Raw genomic sequence first — 21,713 nt, 5'->3', positions numbered from 1 at the left:
CGGTCGCGCCCTCGATCCCCTGCCCCCCTTCGGGACGGACGTCGTGACGGAGAACGGGCGGTCGGAGGCAACGGTGGGCCTGTCCAGGGGCTTGGTCGCTCCGGGCTGCTCGATCGAGTGCGCGAGGGAGCGGCCGGTCGCGTCGGTGCGGGCAGGATTCATTACTCTCGTCCCACGGGGAGTACCGATGGGGAGGACCGAGTCCATGAGCGACGTCGTTTTCGCGCGCAGCGGCTGGATCCCGAGGGTGATCCGCGAGAACGGTGAGCTGAAGCTGACGCTCGGTGCCGGGGCGGACGCCAACCATGAGCCCCGCACGTTCACGTTCCCGATCGGGGAAGCCCATCTCGCGGTGATCCGGGAGGACTTGGCGAGGCACCTGCTGCTGTGGAGTGCGGTCCTTCCGCTGTGCGACGCCGCCGGAACCCGGGGCCGGCTGGACGAGGACGCCGCCGTCGCGCTCCTGGACCCGGTCCTTCTCTCCGCGCCCGCCGACGTCAACGCGCTCTTCCAGCACGTCCCGTGGGACAGGAGCCGGCTCATCGCCCACGGGGCCGACATCGGGCTCCTGGAGCGCGGTCGGGTCTGCGCGGCGATGCGCGCGGCGACGGAGACGTCCGACGGAAAACGGGCTCAGGAGCACCGCGCCGACCGCCGTCGCGCCGAGCGCGGAACGGTACTCGGTCCGCTCGACGCCGCGCTTCTGAAGTACACGGGCCAGTACGTGCACGGCGCGACGGTTCCGAGGCGGATGCCCGACGCCGTCGACCCGGCGCTGCTGCCCCAGGTCATGCGCGTGATCGCCACCGCGGAACAGGCGTGCGCCGGAATTCGGATCGGCCGCGATCCGCGACGCGGAAGGCGTGCCACGGACAAGGGCGACTGGGACCGGATGGCGGCGACGGTCGACGCGGCCGTACGCCGCGCGCACCCCACGCTCGTCGACGACGCGGTGCGTACCGTGAGTTTCCTGATGTGCTCGGAGGCCGCGGACCGCTCCAGGAGCACGCCCATGGAGGACGACGAGGAGGCCCCCGGCGACCGCGCCGCATTCGGCGGGGGTACGGGGAAGACGATCCTGTCGTTCACCGACGACAAGGGCGTCGAGAAGAAGTGGCGCGCGGACAACCGCCGTTCGGCCTCGGCGGAGTTCTGGGAGTTCGTGGGTGACCGATCCGCGTCCGACAACGAGGTGTTCACCATCGAGGACGAGGAGATGGGCGAAGGGATCCAGCTCCACTTCTACGCGGACTCCTTGGCCCGGGTCACCACGGTGCGCCGAGGTGGAGGCGGGTCGGAACCGGAGTACTTGGTCGAGTACAGCCTGGTCGACGGGATCCGCGGATACCGGCTTCTGGTGAGCGCTTTCGCCCGCGGCGGCTGCGCCGCGCTCGATCAGCACGGCCCCTGGATGACGAACGCCGAGTTCGAGAGCGCGCGCCGGAGGCGCGGCGCCTGACTGATAGTTGCAGAATGAGGTCGCGAGGCGGCAAAGTTTCATGGGACGCCGTCGGTGGGGGCGAGGACCCATCGGGCCTTTCCCACGCAGTTCCGTCTCGTGGTCCGACCCACGACGACGGCCAGGCAGCCGTACAGGTTTGCCCGGCCGGCCTACGCACCGGGGAGTGTGCTCATGCATCGATTCGTGGGTCAGGGCCGCCTCGAATGGTGGGCCAATCAATCGACTTGCCTTGAGATGTACCGCATCGACGTCACCGTCGCTGTCGATGCGGTCGGCCAGTGGCGGGCAACCGGTCGGCATGCCCACGCCCTTGACACGACCCGACGCGAGGGATGGGACTTCCTGATGGAGATGGATCCCCACTTCTCCCTTGCGTTTCCCGGTGAGGACCGCGGAGGGATCATGGTGCGAGTCGTCGAGGCAGGGGATGGAACCCTCACGCTCACGGAGGCACCGGACTGGGACGGCTCCGTGAACCTCACCTTCGACCTCACCTGAGTGCGGTCCGCAGGGCCAGGAGTTTGATTCACGGCGCCGAGGTGTCCGCCAGGAGCGGGTCCACCGGCGCGTGTTCGACGATGTGTCCGTCGCGGAGTTCCAGCACCCGGTCGGCGAATCCGAGCAGGTGGGGGTCGTGGGTGGCCACCAGCACGGTGACGCCCTCGCTGCGCACCAGGGCGCGCAGCAGCCGCATGACCGCGAGGCCGGTCTCCGCGTCCAGTTGGCCGGTGGGCTCGTCCGCGATCAGCAGGGCGGGGCGGTTGGCGAGCGCCCGGGCGATGGCCACGCGCTGCTGCTGGCCGCCGGAGAGTTCGCCGGGGCGCTGTGCGGCGTGGTCGCCGAGTCCCACGAGGGACAGCAGGAGCGCGGCCCGTTCCTCGCGTTCGGCGGGGTCGGTCCCGCGCAGCCGCATGGGTACGCCGACGTTCTCCGCCGCGGTCAGGATGGGGAGCAGCCCGAAGGACTGGAAGATGAAGCCGATGCGGTCCCGGCGGAGTTCCAGGAGCCCGTCCTCGCCGAGTCCCGAGAGGTCGGTGCCGGCGACGGTGACCCGGCCGCCGTCAGGGGTGTCGAGGCCTCCGACGAGGTTGAGCAGGGTGGTCTTGCCGGAGCCCGAGCGGCCCTTGAGGGCGACGAGTTCCCCGCGGGGGATCTCGAAGGTGACTCCGCGCAGCGCGTGCACCGCCGCGGCGCCGGTTCCGTACGAGCGGCGCAGGTCCTCCACCCGAACCATGGGGCCGTCGGCCGGGCTCGCGGCCGGGGCCGTACCGTTCCGCGCGCCGGTCCTTCGTCTCATCGCTGGTCCCCCCTGCGTACGTTGCCGCTCCTCGGCGGTCGCCAGTATGTGTGTGGGGCGCCAGGAGAAGCAATGCGCGTCGGAGCACCGCCCGTGCCTGCCGGGAGGCGGTGGCGCAGGGGGTCCGACCGGTCACCGAGCGTTCGGAAATCGGTTCCGTGCGTCCGCACAGCGCTCACGATCTCATCTCGATGTTCCGGCCGGTGGTTCCTGGAGCCGGTGTGCTCTGACAGCATCCGACGTGCGCCGGGGGGTGCGGGTGATGAGGTTTCGGGGGATCAGGTGACGGAGTTCGTGCTGCTGCGGGTGCGCGCGCACCGGCTCCTGCTCTCCGCGGCACTGCTGGCGGTTCTGCTGACCACGTGCGTGCTGACCGCGCTCGCCGCGTTCTCCGGGTCCATGGGCGATGCCGCCCTGCGGTACACGCTCACCCGTCGTTCCGCCGAACAGTCCTCCCTCGTCGTCTCGGCCGACGTGGGCCTGGAGCGGCGCGAGGACGCCGACGCGCTGGTGCGCCGAGCGGCCGGCGAGACCTTCGACGGACTTCCGGTGACGGTGCGGAAGATGGAGAGCTCGGGCCCGTACGCCCTGCCGCGGAGCCTGCAGCCGGCGGCGGAGCGGCGGGGCAACCCCGACCTGACGCACTTCGCCTCGCTGGACCCGAAGCGTGTGCGTCTGGTCGCGGGCCGCATGCCCGCCTCCGGTGCGGGGGACGCCCAGGGGCCGGTGCAGGTGGCACTGCCGGGTGCGGCCGCCACGGCGCTGGGGCTGGAGCCGGGCGCCCGGCTCACCGTCACGGACCGGCTGAGCGACGCGCCCGTGCCGGTCGAGATCACCGGCGTGTACGAGGCGGCCGACCCGGCCGACCCGTACTGGCGGTTGGACCCGCTCGGCGGCCGGGGGGCCGGCGAGGTCGTCTTCACCACGTACGGCCCGCTGCTGACGGACCCGGCCGTGGTCGACTCGGGCCGGCTCAGTGCGGGACGGGTGTCCTGGCTGGCCGCCGCCGATTTCCGCACGGTGACCACCGGCCGGACCGGCGCCCTGCGACGCGCCTCGACGGACGTGCCCGAGTCCCTGGCCGCCTCCGCGGTGTTCGCGAAGGGCGCGACGGTCCGTACCTCGCTCCCGGCCGTCATCGACCAGGTCGAGCGGGCGCTGCTGGTGGCGCGCTCCACGGTCATGATCGTGGCGGTTCAGCTCGTCCTGCTCGCCGGATACGCGCTGCTGCTCGTCTCCGGCCTGCTGAGCAGTGAGCGGGCCGGTGAGACGGAACTCCTGCGGGCCAGGGGCGGTTCACGGGGAAGGATCGCTTCTTCGGCCGCGATCGAGGCGCTGCTGCTCGCGGTCCCCGCCGCGGTCGTCGCACCCTTGCTCGCCGGGCCCCTGACCGGGTTGCTCGCGAGGCTGGGCGAGCTCGGCCGGATCGGGCTGAGGCTCGACGACGGGGTCGCGGGCACGGTCTGGCCGGTCGCCTCCGGGGTGGCGCTGCTGTGCGCGCTCGCGGTGCTCGCACCGGCGCTCGCGGCGGGCGGGCGCCGGGCGGGCCGTGCCTCCGCGCTGCCCGCCCCGGTGCGGGCGGGCGCCGACATCGGGCTGCTGCTCGTCGCGGGAATGGCGTACTGGCAGTTGGACCGCCGGACCGGCGCGTCCGGCGGTGGTGCGCTGAGCGGCGACCGTGACGGCGCGCTGGGCATCGACCCGCTGCTGGTCGCCGCTCCCGCTCTGGCTCTGCTCGCGGGCACCGTCCTGACGCTGCGGCTGCTCCCGCCGGCGGCCAGACTCGCGGAGCGCGGCGCGGCCGGCGGCCGGGGTCTGTCCGCCGCACTGGCCGGCTGGCAGTTCAGCCGTCGGCCGCTGCGGGGTGCGGGACCCGTGCTGCTGTTGGTGCTGGCGGTGGCGATGGGCATGCTGGCCATCGGTCAGAGCTCCTCCTGGGACCGCTCGCAGGACGACCAGGCCGACTTCAGGTCCGGTGCGTCGGTGCGCAGGGTGGGCGGGCTGTCCAACGACCCGGCCGGGGCGGCCCCGTACACCGGACTGCCGGGTGTACGGAACGCGGCACCCGTGTTCCGCGCGACGTCACCCCTGTCCGGTGGGCGGACGGCCGAGGTGCTGGCGCTCGACACCGCGCACGCGGACGAGCGGATGCTGATGCGCGAAGACCTCGCCGGGGCGTCGCCGCAGGCGCTGTTCGACGCGATCGCGCCGCCGACGGCCGGACGGACCGGTGTGGTGCTTCCCGGCGACAGCACACGGGTCCTCTTCGATCTGCGGATCGGTGACACCTCGGCCTCCGACGGAACGTCGCCCACCGGCTCGGCTCCACGGGTCGGCGTGGTCCTGGAGGACCGCTACGGAATCCGCTACCGGGTGTCCGCGGGCACCGTTCCCGTCGACGGGCGGGCCCACGCGCTGTCGTTCCCCGTGTCCCCGTCGGGCGGGCTGGCCGTGACCGGATTCCAACTGGACAGCGCCGTGCCCCAGGGACGCGCGGAGCAGCGCCTCGTCTCCGTCGCACGGTTGCGGACGCTCACCGCGGACGGCGACGAGCGACCGGTCCCGTCCTCGGACGGGGTGCGCTGGCGAGCCACGTCGACCGTGACCGGGGCGGACGCGGACAGCCCGGGCGGAACGGTCGGGACGGTGACGGGTACGGGCGCGGCACCGGCGTTCCGTTACGGCACCGGATCGGGCCTCGCGGACCACGGCTCCCGGGGCGCCGAGCAGGTCGACACCCTGCTGCTCCGTGCGGACCGTCCGGCGGCTCCGGCACTGAAGGCGGTGGCCACCGACGCGTATCTGGCCGCTTCCGGGGCGCGGTTGGGCCAGCGGGTCGATCTCGCGCTGGGAGGCGAAACGGTCCGGGTGACGCTGGTGAAGTCGGTGCGGGAGCTCCCGACCACCGGTCCCGGCGGGGCCACGGGTTCCGCGGACGGAGCCGCCGCGGACGTGACCGCGAAGCCGGGCGGGGCGCTGCTGCTGGACCTGAGGGCGATGTCCGAAGCGCTGGACCAGGGGGCGGGGGCCACGCCGGCGCCCACCGAGTGGTGGCTGAGCACCGCGCCGGGTGACGGTCCGGCGGTGGCGGCGGAGCTGCGCGCGCTGCCCGGTACGGACCCGTCCCAGGTGCGGGTGAGGGACGAGGTGGCGCGGGAGCTGGCGGACGATCCGCTGGGGGCCGGGCCGCAGTCCGCGCTCCGTGCGGCCGCCGCCGCGGCCGCCGCCCTGGCCTCGGTCGGCTTCGCGGTCGGGCTGGTGGGCTCCCAGGGCGAACGGTCCGCCGAATTCGCCGTGCTGCGCGCCCTGGGCGCTTCCCGCCGACGGCTGGCCCGGGCGTTGGCCGTCGAGCAAGGAGTCCTGATCGCCCTCGCGCTGCTGATCGGGCTGGGCCTGGGGACCGTGCTGACCAGGGCGGTCGTACCCCTCGTCGTCCTGACCGGGCAGGCGGCCCGGCCCGTGCCCGACGTCACGGTGCTGCTGCCGGCCGGGCAGGTGGCTGCACTTCTGGCATCGGTGGCCGCACTGCCGCTGCTCTTCGTCGCGGCGATCGCGCTGCGCCGCTCCGATCCTGCGGTGTCGCTCCGCCACCAGGGAGACAACTGACATGAACACTGCCCGGACACCGGCCGCCTGCGCTCCCTGGGTGCGCACCCGGCTGCGTACCGCCCCCGGTGTCTCCGTCGCCCTCGCGGCCCTCGTCCTTCTGACGGCGTTCCTCGCCGCCGTGTTCCCGCGCGCGGTCGACGCGTACGGGACGGATGCGCTGCGGCACGACATCACGGGCGCCGCTCCGAGGCGGAGCGTGCTCGAAGTGACCGCGCCACCGCCCTCTCTCTCGCAGGCGCCCCCGGTCAGGGAGCGGGCGATGCGTCAGAAAGCGCTGGCCGAGGCGTACGAGGCGCTGGCGGACACGTTCCCCGCCCCGCTGCGGGCCGACGTGCCGCACTCCTCGTACGGTGTGCACACGACGGAGCCGCTGGTCGCCCAGGAGCCCTGGCTCCCGCGTCCCGACGGGTTGCCGCCCCGGTTCACCTACGCGGCCCCGTCGGGGCTCGCCGAACACAGCACGCTGCGCGCGGGGCACTGGCCGGTGGTGCACGGCGAGGTGACGGAGGCCTCCCGCGAGGTGGAAGCGGCCGTCACCGAGGACACCGCCGCCGAGCTGAAGATGAGGCCCGGCTCCACGATCGCGGTGGTGACCCACGGCCGGGCGGTGCTCACCGTCCGGATCACCGGCATCGTCGCACCGCTGCGGCCGGAGAGCGGCTACTGGTCGGCCGAGCCGTTGTTCCGCTCCCCGTCCCTGGCGAAGGACCCGGGTTCCCCGACCCCGGTCTACTTCTGGACGGCCGCGCTGCTGCTGCCGCCGGACGCGGCGCCGGCTCTCCTCGCGACCACGGGCGAGCCCGAACTCTTCTGGCGCATCGCCCCGGACACCTCCCGTCTCACCGCCGCCGACGCCTCCCCCGCGAGCACAGCCGTCGCCTCGGTGGAGCACGGCCCCGGCCTGCTGAAGCTCCGGGACGTCACCGGGCCGACCACCACGCTCACCACCGAACTCGACGCGATCCTCGACGCCCACCTGGCGATGCGCGCCGCGATCGACCCGGTGGTCACCGTCGCGGCCGTGGGCATCGCCGCGGTCGCCGCCGTCGTCCTCCTGATGACCGGCGGGCTGATCGGCGCCCGCCGCCACCACGAACTCGCGTTGCTGCGCTCGCGCGGCGGCTCGCTGCGGGGCATCGGGGTGCGGCTGCTCGCCGAGACCGCCGTGTCCGTGCTGCCCGCGGCGGCGCTCGGACTGCTCCTGGCCGTCCTGCTCGTCCCGGACGCCCGGTTCGCGCCCGCCGCGGTGGGCGCCGCGGCCGTCGCCGTACCGGTCTGCGTGGTGCTGCCCCTGCACACGGCCCTGCGCCATCGCCGCCCCGTGCTGCCCGGGGCCCGGGAGGACATGGTGGACGCCCGGCCCAGCCGCCGGCGCACGGTCGCCGAACTGACGCTCCTCGTCCTGGCGGCCGGAGCGGTCACCGCGCTGCGCCGCCGCGGTACGACGACGGGCGCGGGTACCGACCTGCTGGTCAGCGCCGCCCCGGTCCTGGTGGGGCTGATCGCCGCGCTCGTCCTCGCACGGCTGTATCCCCTCCCGCTGCGCCTGGCGTCCCGTCCCGCGGCGAGACTGCGCGGCGCGGTCGGCTTCCTCTCACTGGCCCGGGCGGGCCGGGCCCCTTCGAGCGGCACGCTGCTCCTGCTGGCCCTGCTGACCGCGCTGACCACGGCGGCGTTCGGTGGCTCCGTACTCGCGGGCGTCGCGGACGCGCGTGCCGACGCGGCGCTGCGCGCGGTGGGCGCGGACGCCCGCATCAGCGGCGAGGGCGCGCGCTCCACGGTCCCCGGGGACGTCCTCGGCCGGCTCCGGGCCGCGCCCGGCGTCGAGGACGTCGCGCCCGTACACATCGAGTACGGGACGCGGTTGGCCGCGTCGCAGGGAACCGGGCCGGACACGGAACGCGCCGCCGTGGTGGGGGTCGAGCCCGCCTCCTACGCGCGGCTGGCCCGCGCCACGGGGCTGGCCGCCTTCCCGGCGGGTGCGCTGCAGCGCGGTCCGGACCGGGCCGGGGCCGTGCCCGTGATCGTCTCGCCCGCTCTCGCCGAGCGGTTCGGCGAGAGGCCCCGCACCGTCCGGACACAGGACGGGGGCCTCACGGTACGGGTCGCCGGAGTGCTGCCCCGTACCTCCGCGGTGAGCGACGGAGAATTCCTGATCGTCGACGCGGACGCGCTCGCCGCACCGGACCCCACCACCCTGCTGGTGACCGGAGACTCCCTCGACGAAAAACTCCTGCGCGCGACGGCGCGCGAGGCGGGCCCGGAGTACGTGGTGCGACTGCGGTCGGCGGAACGCGGGAAGCTGGTGAACTCCCCGATGCAGGCGGGCGCCGAACGGATCTACGAGGCGGCCGTCGCCGCCGGGGCGGGGTACGCGCTGCTCGCCGTGGTCCTCTCGCTGCTGCGGACGGCGCCGGAGCGCACCACGCTCCTTGCGCGGCTGCGCACCATGGGGCTCACCACCCGTCAGGGGCGGCGACTGCTCGCCCTGGAGGCGCTGCCGCAGGCATTGCCGGCGGCGGTGGGCGGGCTCCTCGTCGGCTGGGCGACCATCGCCCTGCTGGCACCCGGTGTCGACCTGTCCGCGCTGGCGCTGACCGATGTCGCACCGGGGAACCCGCACACCGCGTCGCTGCGCGCCGACGTCCGGTCGCTGACGCTCCCGGCGCTGGGAGTGGTCGTACTCACCGCCGCCGTGGCCGGTGTGCAGGCGTGGTGGTCGGGCCGCCGTGGATCGATCAAGGAACTCAGGGCAGGAGACACCCGGTGACAGCATCGACGGAGACCACACTGGCGGAGCTCGAACGGCGGGCGGCGGCACGCCGCGACCGGCCCGCCTACGGGCACGACGCCCTGATCGTCTGCGACCGGCTGGTACGCGTCTTCTCCGCGGACGGCGTGGAGGTGCAGGCCCTGCAGGGACTCGATCTCCTCGTCGCCGAAGGCGAGTTGATGGCGCTGGTCGGTGCGTCGGGGAGCGGGAAGTCCACCCTGATGAACATCCTGGCGGGACTCGACGTCCCCACGGCCGGTTCGGCGAAGGCGGCCGGCTGCGACCTGCTGGCCATGGGGCCGAAGGAGCGGCTGCGCTACCGCCGTGACGTGGTCGGCTTCGTCTGGCAGCAGACCTCCCGCAACCTGCTCCCGTACCTCACCGCCGCACAGAACATCACGCTTCCGATGCAGCTGCGCGGGCGCGGGAAGAACCGCGAACGGGCCGCGCGCGCCGAGCTGTTGCTGGAGATGCTGGAGGTCACGGAGTGCCGCGACCGCCGCCCCGCGCAGATGTCCGGCGGACAGCAGCAGCGGGTGGCGATCGCGGTCGCACTGGCCAACAACCCCTCGGTGCTGCTGGCCGACGAGCCGACCGGCGAACTGGACTCCGCGACGGGCGAGCAGGTGTTCGCCGCGTTCCGCCGCGCCAACGAGGAGTTGGGCACGACGATCGTGATCGTCACCCACGACCAGGCGGTGGCGGACGAAGTACGCCGCACCGTCGCGATCCGGGACGGCCGTACCTCCTCCGAGGTGCTCCGGCACACCGAGGTCGACGCGGCGACGGGCCAGGAGTCCCTGGTGGCCCGCGAGTACGCGATGCTCGACCGGGCGGGCCGGCTGCAGCTCCCGGCGGACTACACCGAGGCGCTGGGGATGGAGCACCGGGTCATGCTGGAGCTCGAACGGGACCACATCGGGGTGTGGCCGGACGCGGCCGGGCAGTGACCCGGGGGGCCCGGCAGGGGCGGACCGGGCGAGGGCGGGCCGACGCCCGGGCGCCACTCCCGGTCTCCCGGTCTCTCCCGGGGGACGCCCGGGAGGAACACCGGGGGCCTTGCCCGGGGCGTCTCCACCGGCCCGCCGGGAACGAGGTCGAGCCCTCCGGGTCGGCCGGCCTCGCACGGAGGCGCCGCGGTACCTCAGACGTACTTCTGCGGGTTCTTGCGGGCGGTCCGGGGTGTCACGTAGATGGCCGGACCAGGGCAGGTCGGAATATGCAAATTCATACGTAAATAGGGCAAACCTTCGCACCGTCGGTCTCGAATGCTGGGTAGAGAGCGTCCGCGTCCGGCTCACCCCGAGTCGCATACGACGTGGCACGCGTCCTATCGAGGGAGTCCCTCATGACCGGAACGCAGGTTGCCACTTCGTCGCCGCCTTCGGAGGGCGCCCCTGCCCGGCACGGGCACCCCACCGAACCGGCCGCCTGCGTCGAAGCGGGGTTCGCGGAGGTGCTGGCCGAGGTCATGCGGCTCGATCACGTGTCGGCCGACAGCCACTTCTTCGAGGACCTGGGTGCCGACTCCCTGGTGATGGCCCATTTCTGCGCGCGGGTCAGAAAGCGCGCGGACCTGCCGCCGGTCTCCATCCGCGACGTCTACGAGCACGGCACCGTCCGGGATCTGGCCCTGGCCCTGACGGCCACCGCTCCCCCCGCACCCGTGGAACCGTCGCCCCCCGTCCTCGCACCGTCCGTCCCGGCACCCGCGGCTGCCCCGGGCAGGTCGAGGTACGCCCTGTGCGGAGCGATGCAGTTGCTGGCCTTCCTCGTCTACTCGTTCCTCGTCGCGTTCGTCGGTGTCCACGGCTACGCGTGGATATCCGCCGGAACCGGCGTGCTCGACGTGTATCTCCGCTCAGTCGTCTTCGGTGGCGCCGTGTTCCTCGGACTGTCGGTCGCGCCGGTACTCGTCAAGTGGATCCTCGTGGGGCGCTGGAAGCCGCAGCGGATCCGCATCTGGAGCCTGGCGTACTTCCGCCTCTGGGTCGTCAAGACACTCGTCCGTTCGGACCCGCTCGTCCTCTTCGTCGGCTCGCCGCTCTACACGCTCTATCTCAGGGCGCTGGGCGCGCGGATCGGCCCGGGCGTCACGGTCTTCTCCCGCCACGTGCCCCTCTGTACCGACCTGCTGTCCGTCGGTGACTCCACGGTCATCCGCAAGGACTGCTTCTTCACCGGCTATCGCGCCTGCGGAGATCTCATCGAGACCGGCACCGTGGCGCTCGGAAAGGACGTGGTCGTCGCCGAGGCCTCGGTGCTCGACATCGGTACGTCGCTCGGCGACGGCGCCCGGCTGGCCCACGCGTCCGCCCTCCACAGCGGGCAGACGGTACCCGCCGGCGAATCCTGGCACGGCTCACCGGCACGGCGAGCCGACTTGGAGTACCCGGTGGTGGAACCCGCGTCGTGCGGCGCCGTACGCAGGTCGCTCCACAGCGTCACGCAGCTGCTGGCCGCGCTGCTGGTGTACCTGCCGCTGGCCGTCGGAGGCCTCGGCATGCTGCTCGCCGAGGCCCCGCAGCTCTCCGCCGTGCTGGAACCGGGCCCCTCGGTCCTCACGACGTGGGTGTTCTACCGCGACGCCCTGGCCATCTCCTTCGTGCTGCTCTTCGTGATCATGCCGCTCGGCTTCCTCGTTCTCGCCGCCGTCCCCCGGCTGCTCGCCCGCACCATCGCACCGGACAGGGTCTACCCCCTCTACGGCTTCCACTACGGGATGCTCCGCGCGATCACCCTGCTGACCAACCGGCCTTTCCTCACACGCCTGTTCGGCGACAGTTCCGCCGTGGTCCCCTACCTCCGCCTGCTCGGTTACGACCTCTCCCGGGTGGAGCAGACGGGATCGAACTTCGGGACCGAGGTGAAGCACGAGACGCCGTACCTGAGCGCGGTCGGGGCGGGGACGATGGTTGCCGACGGGCTGTCGATCAACAACACCGAGTTCTCCAGCACGTCCTTCCGCGTCTCCCGCACCGCCATCGGACCGCGGAACTTCCTCGGCAACAGGATCGCCTACCCTTCCCGGGGCCGGACGGGGGCCAACTGCCTGCTGGCGACCAAGGTCATGGTCCCTGTGGACGGAAGGATCCGGGAAGATGTCGGCCTGCTGGGCTCGCCCAGTTTCGAGATACCCAGGTCGGTCGAGCGGGACAGCGGCTTCGGCCTCATGAAGACCGGCTCCGAACTACGCGCCGGCCTGGCCGCCAAGAACAGGCACAACGCGGGCACCATGGGGCTGTACCTGCTGGTCAGGTGGGTCTACGCGTTCCTGGTCACCCTGGTCGTCTCGGGTTCGGCCGAGCTCTACACGTCGGTCGGCGCCGCGGCTGTCGCGCTGGGCAACATCCTGGTGCTGCTCGTCAGTGCCGCGTACTTCGTCCTCGTGGAGCGCGCGGTCACCTCGTCCCACCCGCCGGGCCCGCTCTTCTGCTCGATCTACGACCGCCGCTTCTGGCGGCGTGAACGCTTCTGGAAGGTGCCGTCGGAACTGTTCCTCAAGACGTTCGACGGGACTCCCTTCAAGGGGCTGATCTGGCGGCTGCTGGGGGTGCGGATCGGGCGCGGGGTCTTCGACGACGGCTGCTTCCTGACGGAGCGGACGATGGTCACCATCGGGGACGGCTCCGCGCTCAACACCGGCAGTGTCGTCCAGTGCCACTCGCAGGAGGACGGCGCCTTCAAGTCCGACCGCTCCGCCATCGGTTCCCGCTGCACGCTCGGGGTCGGAGCCTTCGTGCACTACGGCGTCACGATCGGCGACGGAGCGGAGCTCGCTCCGGACTCCTTCCTGATGAAGGGGGAGTCGGTGCCCGAGAACGCCCGGTGGGGTGGGAATCCGGCCACCCGGATCGACCCGGCACACGCCCGGGGCGAGGAGGCGACACGATGAACACGCGAACACGCACCCCTTCCGACTACTGGCGCGATGCGCTCACCGCCGGAGGAGCCACCTCACTGGCCCGGTGGACCCGCGATCCGGTGCCCGGCACCGCGGTGGTCGAGACTGCCGTACCGGCGGCGCTCATGACCGAACTGGACCGGCTGACGGCGTCGATGGGGGTCAGCCCCACCTCTCCGGTCCTGGCCGCCCATGCCAAGGTACTGGCCGCGTTGACCGGGGAACCCGACGTCACGACCGGCTTCGTGGCAGCCGCGGCCGCCGATCCGCTGCCGTGCCGCCTGTCGACCGGCTGTGTCACGTGGCGGGCGCTGGTGCTGCACGCCGACCGTACGGAGTCGGAGCTCCATGCCCACCAGGACTTTCCGGTCGGCGCTCTCCGCTCGGAGCTGGGCCTCCCGGCCGGCCCGCCCGAGGTGGTGTTCGACCCGACGGGCAGCGGTCGGCCTGTGCGGAAGGCCGTGCTGCAGGTGGCGGCGGTCCGTCGCGACGACGCGTACGTGCTCCGGCTGCTGTACAGCACAGAGGTTCTCGACGAGGCGTGCGCGCGAAGGATCGCCGGCTATCACCTCACCGCGCTCAGGCTGATCGCGGCGGATCCCGACGCGGCGCACGGGCGGCAGAGCCTGTTGTCGTCCGAGGAGTTCCGTCATCAGGTCGACGGGCTCGCGGGGCCGCACCGGGAACTCCCCGGCCTGCGCTTCCACGAACTCTTCGCACAGCGGGCGCGCACCCACCCGGACCGGGTCGCGGCCGTTCAGGGTGACAGGTCCTGCACCTACCGGGAGCTCGACCACCGCGCCAACCGGCTCGCTCACGCCCTGCTGGACTCGGGGCTGGGCCGGCAGGACGTCGTCGCCGTGGTGACCGGGCGGAACCTGAACTGGCTGACCTCGGTCCTCGCGGTTCTCAAGGCCGGCGGCGTCTACCTGCCCGTCGAGCCGGGCTTCCCCGCCGACCGCATCGCCGCCATGCTGACTCGCGCCGGCTGCGGCCGGGTGCTCACCGACCCCGGCAGCAGCACCACTCTCGATGCCGCCGTCACGTCCCTGGCAGGGGTACGCACGTCGTTCATCGACACACTCTGCGAGGAGAGCCACGAGGACTCCGATCCCCGCGTACCGGTCGGACCGGACGATCTCGCATACACCATCTTCACTTCGGGCTCCACCGGGGAGCCCAAGGGGGCGATGGTGGAGCACGCGGGAATGCTCAACCACCTCCTCGCGAAGATCGAGGACCTGGAGATCGGGGAGGGCGACGTGGTCGCCCAGACGGCACCCCAGTGCTTCGACATCTCCGTGTGGCAGCTCCTGTCGGCCCTGCTGACGGGCGGACGCACCCTGCTGGTGGGGCAGGAGGCGATCCTGGACGTCCGCCGGTTCGTCGACACCCTGGCGGACCGCCGGGTCAACGTTCTGCAGCTGGTCCCGTCCTACCTCGACGCCGTCCTGGCCTTCCTGGAACAGCACGCGCGCGATCTGCCCGGTCTGCGGTGCGTGTCGGTCACCGGCGAAGCCCTGAAGAAGGACCTCGTTCGGCGCTGGTTCACCACGGTGCCCGGAACAGTGCTGGTCAACGCCTACGGTCTGACCGAAACGTCCGACGACACCAACCACGCGGTCATGGACCGGGTGCCGGACACGGCACGTGTGCCGCTCGGCCGTCCGGTCGGCAACGTACGCGTCTATCTCCTGGACGAGCACCTCTCCCCCGTACCACTGGGGGCACCGGGTGCCATAGCCTTCGCCGGGATCTGTGTCGGCCGGGGTTACGTCAACGACCCGGACCGGACGAACGCCGTCTTCCTGCCGGACCCGTTCCACGCGGGCGAGCGGCTCCATCTGGGCGGGGACTACGGCCGCTGGCTCCCCGACGGACAGCTGGAGTTTCTCGGCCGCAGGGACTCACAGGTCAAGATCCGGGGGTTCCGGATCGAGACCGGTGAGATCGAGAACGCTCTGCTGCGGACACCCGGCGTGCGCGACGGCGCCGTCGTGGTCGCCGAACGGCCCGGTCAGGAGCGGCATCTGACCGCCTTCTACAGCGGTGCGCAACCCCTGCGGGCCGATGAACTGCGGAACCGGCTCGGCGCCACTCTGCCCGCGTACATGCTTCCGTCGGCGTTCCACTGGCAGGAGACGCTGCCGCTGACCGCCAACGGGAAGATAGACCGCCGGGAACTGGCCGAACGGGCAGCGGAATCGGACGGGACCGTCGTGGACGAGAACGACGACCTGCCCCGCACGCCCACCGAGCGACGTCTGGCAGCGGTCTGGGCGGAGGTGCTCGGCGTCCCCCGGACGCTCGTGGGCAGGCAGGACAACTTCTTCGACCGCGGGGGCACTTCACTGTCCGCGGTCAGGGTGGCGGTCTCCCTGGACCGGGAGGTATCGCTGCGGGACCTGGTCCGTCACCCCGTACTCACCGATCTCGCCTCATGCATCGACGCACGTTCCACCTCGTGAACCGATCACTACCCCGAGGAGATCACGATGACTTCCATGGAAACGGCCACCGCCCCCGCCGATCAGGAGCGGGGACCGGGCCGGCCCGCGATGCTGAGGGTCCGGGCCGGCGACGACCCGGCGGGCTGGGCGGCCGGGGCCCGGGACGGGCTCCACGCCGCACTCGCCGAACACGGTGCCGTCCTGGTCCGCGGCCTGGGTCTGCACGACACGGACGGCGTCGCCGCGGTCCTCGGCGGGCTGGCCGCGGAACCGGTGACGGAACGGGAGACCTTCGCCGCCAGGCGAACGTACTCGCCCGGCGTCCACTCGTCCTCCCCCTGGCCGCCGAACCAGCCGATGTGCATGCATCACGAACTGAGCTACACCGTCGGCTTCCCCGGCCTGCTGCTCTTCGCCTGTCTTTCGGAGCCCACCACGGGCGGGGCCACCGGCCTGGCCGACGCGTCGGACGTGCTCGGCGCCCTGCCCCGCGGTCTGACCGAGCGGTTCGAACGGGAGGGCTGGCTCCTGACCCGCAACTACACCGGCGAGGTCGGAGCCACCGTGACCGAGGCGTTCGGCACCGACGACCACGAGGCGGTGGAGCGCTACTGCCACGACCATGCCATCGCCTGCGCCTGGCAGCCCGACGGAGGGCTGCGCACCACGCAGAGGCGCAGCGCCGTGGTGCGCCACCCGGCCGACGGCCGGTACTGCTGGTCCAACCAGATCGCCTTCCTCAACGAGTGGACGCTCGCACCCGAGGTACGCGAGTACCTCGTCGACGAGTACGGACCCGACGGCCTGCCGTTCAACACGCGGTACGGCGACGGCGAGCCCGTCGGGGAGGACGTCGTCCGTCTCATCAATTCGGTCTACGAGGAGCACACCGTGCGCCGGCCGTGGGAGGCCGGTGACCTGCTCCTCGTGGACAACATCCGTACCGCGCACAGCAGGGAGGCCTACGAAGGCCCGCGCGAGGTCGTCGTCGCGATGGCCTCCCCGACCCGGCCGGACTCCTTCTCACGGACGATCGAGGTGGGACCGCGATGAACAGGGACCGCACCGGCTCCCCCGCATCCACGGCGGCCGAGGACGTCACCGTGCCCTCGTTCGCGGTGATCCCCGGCAGCCAGGTCCGACGTGCCCTCGACGGCCGCGAGAAGGAGATCGTGGAGGTGGTCGAGGCCGCCTACCGGCTGCACGGTGCGGGACGGACGGTGAACCCGCCCTCCTCGTTCCTCCGCTTCCCGGACCGCGCGACGTCCCGGATGATCGCGCTGCCCGCTTCCCTCGGGGGCGAGTCACCGGTGGACGGACTGAAGTGGATCTCCAGCTTCCCGGACAATGTGAGGTCCGGCGTTCCCCGTGCCTCGGCCGTGCTGATCCTCAACGATCCCGTTACGGGTTACCCGTTCGCCTGTCTGGAAAGCTCGATCATCAGCGCCACGAGGACAGCCGCGTCCGCGGTCTCGGCGGCCGACCGGCTCAGCCGCGACCGGACACGCCCCACCCGCGTCGGGTTCTTCGGCTCCGGCCTGATCGCCCGGTACATCCACATGTTCCTGGAAGGCTCGGGCTGGTCGTTCGACGACATCGGGGTGTACGACGTCTCCGCGGAGAGCGCGGCCGGATTCCGGCTGTACGTGGAACAGTCCGGCAGCGCCGCGCCCGTCACGGTGCACCGCTCCCCGGAGGATCTGATCCGCACCAGCGATCTCGTGGTATTCGCGACCGTCGCCGGCGAACCCCATGTCGACGACCCTTCGTGGTTCGGCCACAACCCCGTGGTCCTGCACGTGTCGCTGCGCGATCTCGCCCCGAGGGTCCTTCTGGCCTCGACCAACATCGTCGACGACATCGGGCACTGCCTCAGGGCGGACACCTCTCCCCATCTGACCGAACAGCTCACCGGGAACCGGGACTTCGTGCACGGCACGCTGGACGACGTGATGGCGGGGCGGGTGACCGTCCCCGGGGACCGTCCGGCGGTCTTCTCGCCCTTCGGCCTCGGGGTGCTCGATCTCGCGGTCGGCGGCTTCGTCTACGACCGCGTCGCCCGTTCCGGCCAACTGCGGGTCGTCGACGACTTCTTCCACGAACGACGCCGTTACGGGTGAAGGCGGCTGCCCCGTACCGGATCCGGCCCGTCCCAGCACAGCACAGCCCACAGGAAACGCCCGGAAGAGGAGTTCACCGTGTCGGTCATCACTGTCCCTCAGGCCTTCGACGAGGAGGCGCTCTACGTGGACGTCGAGCGCGTCTTCGGGGAGGCGTTGCTCCTCAAGTGCGAGGGCTTCAACTTCGCCGGCTCGATCAAGCTGAAGGCCGCCGCCGAGATGGTGGCGTCGGCGGAACGCGACGGCACCCTGACGGCTGATTCCGTGCTCGTCGAGTCCTCCTCGGGCAACCTCGGCGTGGCACTGAGCATGATCGCGGCCAGCAAGGGCTACCGGTTCGTCTGTGTGACGGACTCGCGCTGCAACCTCACCACCCGGCTGATGATGGAGGCTCTGGGCGGCGAGGTTCAGCTGGTGGCCGGCCAGGAGACCGGCGGCGGCTTCCTCGCCGCGCGGCTGGACCATGTCCGGCGCCTGTGCGCCTCCGACGACCGGTACGTGTGGCTGAGCCAGTACACCAACCCGGCCAACTGGAGGGCGCACTACCGCACCACGGCTCCGGAGATCGCCCGCTCCTTCCCGCGCCTGGACGTCCTGTTCGTGGGAGCGGGGACCACGGGGACGCTGATGGGCTGCGCACGGTACTTCCGGGACCGGCACCGCCCCGTACGGATCGTCGCGGTGGACACCGTCGGCTCGGTGGCGTTCGGGGGCGACCCGGGCCGCCGGATGATCCCGGGGCTGGGCATGAGCATGCGTCCGCCGCTCCTGGACGAGTCGTACGTGGACGAGGTGGTGCGGGTCGAGGAGGCGGACACCGTCCGCGCCTGCCGACGCCTGGCCCGGAGCGGCTTCCTCTTCGGCGGGTCCACCGGCACCGTGGTGAGCGGCGCGATCGACTGGCTGGCCCGGCACCGGACGCCGGACCTCACCGCGGTGGCGATCGCACCCGACCTGGGCGAGCGGTATCTCGACACCGTGTACCAGGACAACTGGGTCCAGGACCTCTACGGCGAGGGTCCGCTCTACACCACTCGCCCGCCCCCGACGGTCGCGCGACGACGTGCGCACCCCGACGACCACGAGCCGGCCGGCAGCGCACGTACGACGTCGCCGTACGGAGCGCCCCGGCAGACGATGAATTCACCGCGTTGACGCACCCGCATGGCCCCTGGAGCCCCGGGGTGCTTGTATCGCCCGGACGGTCTCCGTACCGGTGTCGACAGGTCAGCGAGGTATCCAGGTGCAATCCGCCGATCGCGGAGGAGAAGCCGGGCAGCAGACGGACGAGCCCGATCTGGACCAGCTGATGCTCTGGACGGCCGAAGGGGACCGGGATGCCTTCACCGGTGTCTACGACCGTGCCGCCGGGCCGGTGATGGGGCTGGTCCACCGGGTTCTGAGGGACCCGGCGCAGTCGGAGGAGGTGGTCCAGGACGTGCTGCTGGAGGTGTGGCGTACGTCCGGCCGGTTCGAGCCCGACCGCGGCAGCGCGATGACCTGGATCATGACCCTGGCGCATCACCGCGCGGTGGACCGCGTGCGGTCGTCGCAGGCCGGTGCGGACCGCGAGCGCAGAGCGGCACTGCTGGACACCGGCCCGCCCTTCGACGACGTGTCCGAACAGGTGGAAACCCATCTGGAGTGGCAGCGGGTGCGCCGCTGCGTACACGCGCTCACCGACATCCAACGCGAGACGGTGGCCCTCGCCTACTACGGAGGACTCACCTACAAGGAAGTGGCGCAGTCGCTGTCCGTACCTCTCGGCACGGTCAAGACCCGCTTGCGGGACGGGCTGATCCGGCTGCGCGCCTGCCTGGGAGGGACGCCGTGAACGCTGCGGACCCGGACGGTGCGGATCCGCACGACGCGAGCGGCGCCTATGCCCTGCACGCTCTCCCCGAGGACGAGCGCCTGGCCTTCGAACGGCATCTGGAGGAGTGCGAGTCCTGCCGCGAAGAGGTCGCCGAGCTCCAGGCCACGGCCGCGCTGCTGGGAGTGTCCGCAGCGGTGACTCCGCCGGCCGCCCTGCGTGAGGAGATCCTCCGCAAGGTGGCGACCACGCCGCAGGAGACACGGGTCCGCCCCCGCAGGGCGCGCGCGGCTCCGCGGCGGGCTCCCGCCGCGTGGCAGCCGGTCCCGGACGCTCCGACGGCCGACGGCCGGGCCCACGCCCCCTCACGACAGCTGCCCCGCCTCGCGCTGGCGGCCTGTGTGGCGGCCGTCCTGGCCCTCGGCGTCGCCACGTGGCAGTACCGGGAGGCGCAGGACGCCAGAACCGGGGCCCGGCAGGCGCGGGAGCGGCAGGACGAGGTGGCGCGGGTGCTGACAGCGCCCGACGTCCAGCTCGAAACCCAGAGTCTGCGCGGCGGCGGCACGGCCACGGTCGCGGTTTCCCGCAGCGAGAACGCGGCCACGCTCGCCGTCCACGACCTGCCGCGGCTTCCTACTGGCAAGGTGTACGAGGCCTGGTTCATCGAGAGCGGGAAACCCGTACCGGCCGGGCTGCTCAGCCGCGACCCCGGGCGCCGGCTGACCTACCTGGAGGGGCCGGTGGACGATGCCACGGCCGTGGCTCTTTCCGTCGAACCCACCGGGGGCTCCGAACAGCCCACCACCGACCCCCTCGGCGCGGTCCCACTCCCCGCCTGACAAGGCCGGGGAACCCGACTGCCGCGGCAAGCCGCTCTCTCCCGGGTGGGCGGCGCGGCTGAGCGGTGCGGGTGGGCACTGCGGCTGAGCTGTGCGGGTGGGCACTGCGGGTGGGGACTGCTGGTGGGCACTTCTGGTGGGCACTTCTGGTGATCGTCACTTTCTCCCGCACATTCTCTTCGGTCCACCCCAAACAATCCTGCCGATGCCTACGAATCCTTTGTGGAAAGCCGCTCACGACCCGAGTGCCGAGTCCGCCAGGACGGGGACCCGCTCCCGGCGTCGGCCCCGGCACCACACCCACCGGCGTCCGCAAGGCCGTCGCCCCCTCGTCGGGACAATGTCATGACCACTGCAATCTCACCTCCCGCCGTCCGGCCTCCCGCCGTCACGCCGGACACTGTCACGCCGGGCCTGCCCGGCACACGGACCGTCCCGCTGCCCTCCGGGCCGGAAGCCGCCTCGCACGCCCGTCGGGCGACGGCTGCCTTCCTCCGCCGGACCAGACCCGCGCTCACGCCGGACCGCCATGCCGATGTCCTGCTCATCGTGTCCGAACTGGTCACCAACGCGGTCCGGCACGCCCCCGGCCCCAGCGCCCTGACCCTGACCACCACCGCAGGCGCTCTGGACATCGCGGTGACCGACTGTTCGTGCGCCGTACCAGCCACACGTGCCCCCGATCTGACCGACGGCACAGGTGGCATGGGCCTGCACATCGCCGAGGACCTGGGCGCCCGGGTCTTCACCGAGCCACTTCCTGACGGCAAGTGCGTGCACGCCGCCCTGACGACGGCTGACAGCGCCCGGTGAACCGGCCACGGAGCCGCTGCCACCACCGGAACCCGAGTACCGGCATCGATGTCAGTGGTGCGGCTTACGATCCGGGGATGCGAGCCTCAGGAACGTTCAAAGTTGACGCCTTCACCCCGGCACCGGTGCCCGGCCCCGCGATCGAGACCGCCCTGCCCGTCGGTGTGGCCACGATGGAGAAGCAGTACGAAGGCGAGGTCGTCGGGCGCTCCGCCACGTTGTTCACCGCCGCGTTCGACCAGACCACCGGTACGGGGACGTATGTCGCGATGGAGTCCTTCGAAGGGACGCTCGACGACCGGGCGGGCGCCTTCAACTTCGCGCACTCCGCGACGACCCTGGGCGAAGGGAGGGAGGGCGAGTTCTTCGTCATCGTGCCGGCCAGCGGGACGGGCGCGCTGGCCGGGATCACGGGGACCGGCGGCGTCGCGGTCGACGCGGACGGCACCCACCGGATCTGGTTCGACTACGAGCTCGGCCAATAGGGCGCCGCGTCGGGAACGGAGCCGGAGCCGGATCTCGACGACAGGGGGCGGGGCCGTTGCTTGCAACCACCCTGCTCCCTGGGGCAGTTCGACCGGGTTCACATCCCCGACCCGCCAAGTGACCCGGCCGCCACGCACACAACAGCCG

15 protein-coding genes are annotated in these 21,713 nt (G+C 72.2%); 14 read left to right on the top strand and 1 reads right to left on the bottom strand.

What is annotated here, in order from left to right:
* Positions 1 to 205: 205 nt before the first annotated feature.
* On the top strand, positions 206 to 1,459 hold the full coding sequence (locus ACWCWD_RS02025; protein WP_450769477.1) for a DUF6357 family protein: 1,254 nt from the start codon (positions 206 to 208) through the stop codon (positions 1,457 to 1,459).
* Positions 1,460 to 1,696: 237 nt separating this feature from the next.
* A complete protein-coding gene (locus ACWCWD_RS02020; RefSeq protein ID WP_450769476.1) occupies positions 1,697 to 1,960 on the top strand; it encodes a hypothetical protein in 264 nt (87 codons plus the stop codon).
* Between the two features lie 28 nt (positions 1,961 to 1,988).
* Here ACWCWD_RS02020 and ACWCWD_RS02015 read toward each other — a convergent pair whose 3' ends face one another.
* Positions 1,989 to 2,759, bottom strand: coding sequence for an ABC transporter ATP-binding protein (locus tag ACWCWD_RS02015; protein ID WP_450769474.1), 771 nt, complete (start codon positions 2,757 to 2,759; stop codon positions 1,989 to 1,991).
* Between the two features lie 282 nt (positions 2,760 to 3,041).
* On the opposite strand from ACWCWD_RS02015, the gene ACWCWD_RS02010 reads away from it, so the two are divergent.
* From ACWCWD_RS02010 to ACWCWD_RS01955, 12 genes are all read left to right on the top strand, one after another.
* The gene (locus ACWCWD_RS02010) at positions 3,042 to 6,365 is read left to right on the top strand and encodes an FtsX-like permease family protein (RefSeq protein ID WP_450769472.1); all 3,324 of its coding nucleotides are present in this window, start codon (positions 3,042 to 3,044) and stop codon (positions 6,363 to 6,365) included.
* A gap of 1 nt (position 6,366) precedes the next feature.
* On the top strand, positions 6,367 to 9,138 hold the full coding sequence (locus tag ACWCWD_RS02005) for an ABC transporter permease (protein ID WP_450769470.1): 2,772 nt from the start codon (positions 6,367 to 6,369) through the stop codon (positions 9,136 to 9,138).
* The gene (locus ACWCWD_RS02000) at positions 9,135 to 10,091 is read left to right on the top strand and encodes an ABC transporter ATP-binding protein (protein ID WP_450769468.1); all 957 of its coding nucleotides are present in this window, start codon (positions 9,135 to 9,137) and stop codon (positions 10,089 to 10,091) included. Before ACWCWD_RS02005 ends, ACWCWD_RS02000 begins: the two co-directional genes overlap by 4 nt.
* Before the next feature lie 398 nt (positions 10,092 to 10,489).
* Positions 10,490 to 13,036 (top strand): Pls/PosA family non-ribosomal peptide synthetase, encoded by a 2,547-nt coding sequence (locus ACWCWD_RS01995; protein ID WP_450769467.1) that lies wholly within the window; start codon positions 10,490 to 10,492, stop codon positions 13,034 to 13,036.
* Positions 13,033 to 15,513, top strand: coding sequence for a non-ribosomal peptide synthetase (locus ACWCWD_RS01990; RefSeq protein WP_450769465.1), 2,481 nt, complete (start codon positions 13,033 to 13,035; stop codon positions 15,511 to 15,513). The genes ACWCWD_RS01995 and ACWCWD_RS01990 overlap by 4 nt, the downstream gene beginning before the upstream one ends.
* Before the next feature lie 27 nt (positions 15,514 to 15,540).
* On the top strand, positions 15,541 to 16,548 hold the full coding sequence (locus ACWCWD_RS01985) for a TauD/TfdA family dioxygenase (RefSeq protein WP_450769463.1): 1,008 nt from the start codon (positions 15,541 to 15,543) through the stop codon (positions 16,546 to 16,548).
* Positions 16,545 to 17,615 (top strand): 2,3-diaminopropionate biosynthesis protein SbnB, encoded by a 1,071-nt coding sequence (gene sbnB, locus ACWCWD_RS01980; RefSeq protein WP_450769462.1) that lies wholly within the window; start codon positions 16,545 to 16,547, stop codon positions 17,613 to 17,615. Before ACWCWD_RS01985 ends, sbnB begins: the two co-directional genes overlap by 4 nt.
* Before the next feature lie 78 nt (positions 17,616 to 17,693).
* Entirely contained in the window at positions 17,694 to 18,770 is a 1,077-nt protein-coding gene (gene sbnA, locus ACWCWD_RS01975) for a 2,3-diaminopropionate biosynthesis protein SbnA (RefSeq protein WP_450769460.1), read from the top strand.
* 88 nt (positions 18,771 to 18,858) lie between these two features.
* Positions 18,859 to 19,449 (top strand): sigma-70 family RNA polymerase sigma factor, encoded by a 591-nt coding sequence (locus ACWCWD_RS01970; protein WP_450769459.1) that lies wholly within the window; start codon positions 18,859 to 18,861, stop codon positions 19,447 to 19,449.
* On the top strand, positions 19,446 to 20,267 hold the full coding sequence (locus ACWCWD_RS01965; protein WP_450769457.1) for an anti-sigma factor: 822 nt from the start codon (positions 19,446 to 19,448) through the stop codon (positions 20,265 to 20,267). Before ACWCWD_RS01970 ends, ACWCWD_RS01965 begins: the two co-directional genes overlap by 4 nt.
* A gap of 345 nt (positions 20,268 to 20,612) precedes the next feature.
* Positions 20,613 to 21,080, top strand: a complete 468-nt coding sequence (locus ACWCWD_RS01960; RefSeq protein ID WP_450769455.1) for an ATP-binding protein — start codon at positions 20,613 to 20,615, stop codon at positions 21,078 to 21,080.
* Between the two features lie 77 nt (positions 21,081 to 21,157).
* Positions 21,158 to 21,565 carry a DUF3224 domain-containing protein gene (locus ACWCWD_RS01955; RefSeq protein WP_450769453.1) on the top strand — a complete coding sequence of 136 codons (408 nt, stop codon included), beginning with the start codon at positions 21,158 to 21,160 and terminating at the stop codon, positions 21,563 to 21,565.
* Positions 21,566 to 21,713: the final 148 nt, after the last annotated feature.

Source organism: Streptomyces sp. NPDC001493 (assembly GCF_053597235.1).
This window is presented reverse-complemented; position numbering and strand designations above follow the sequence as displayed.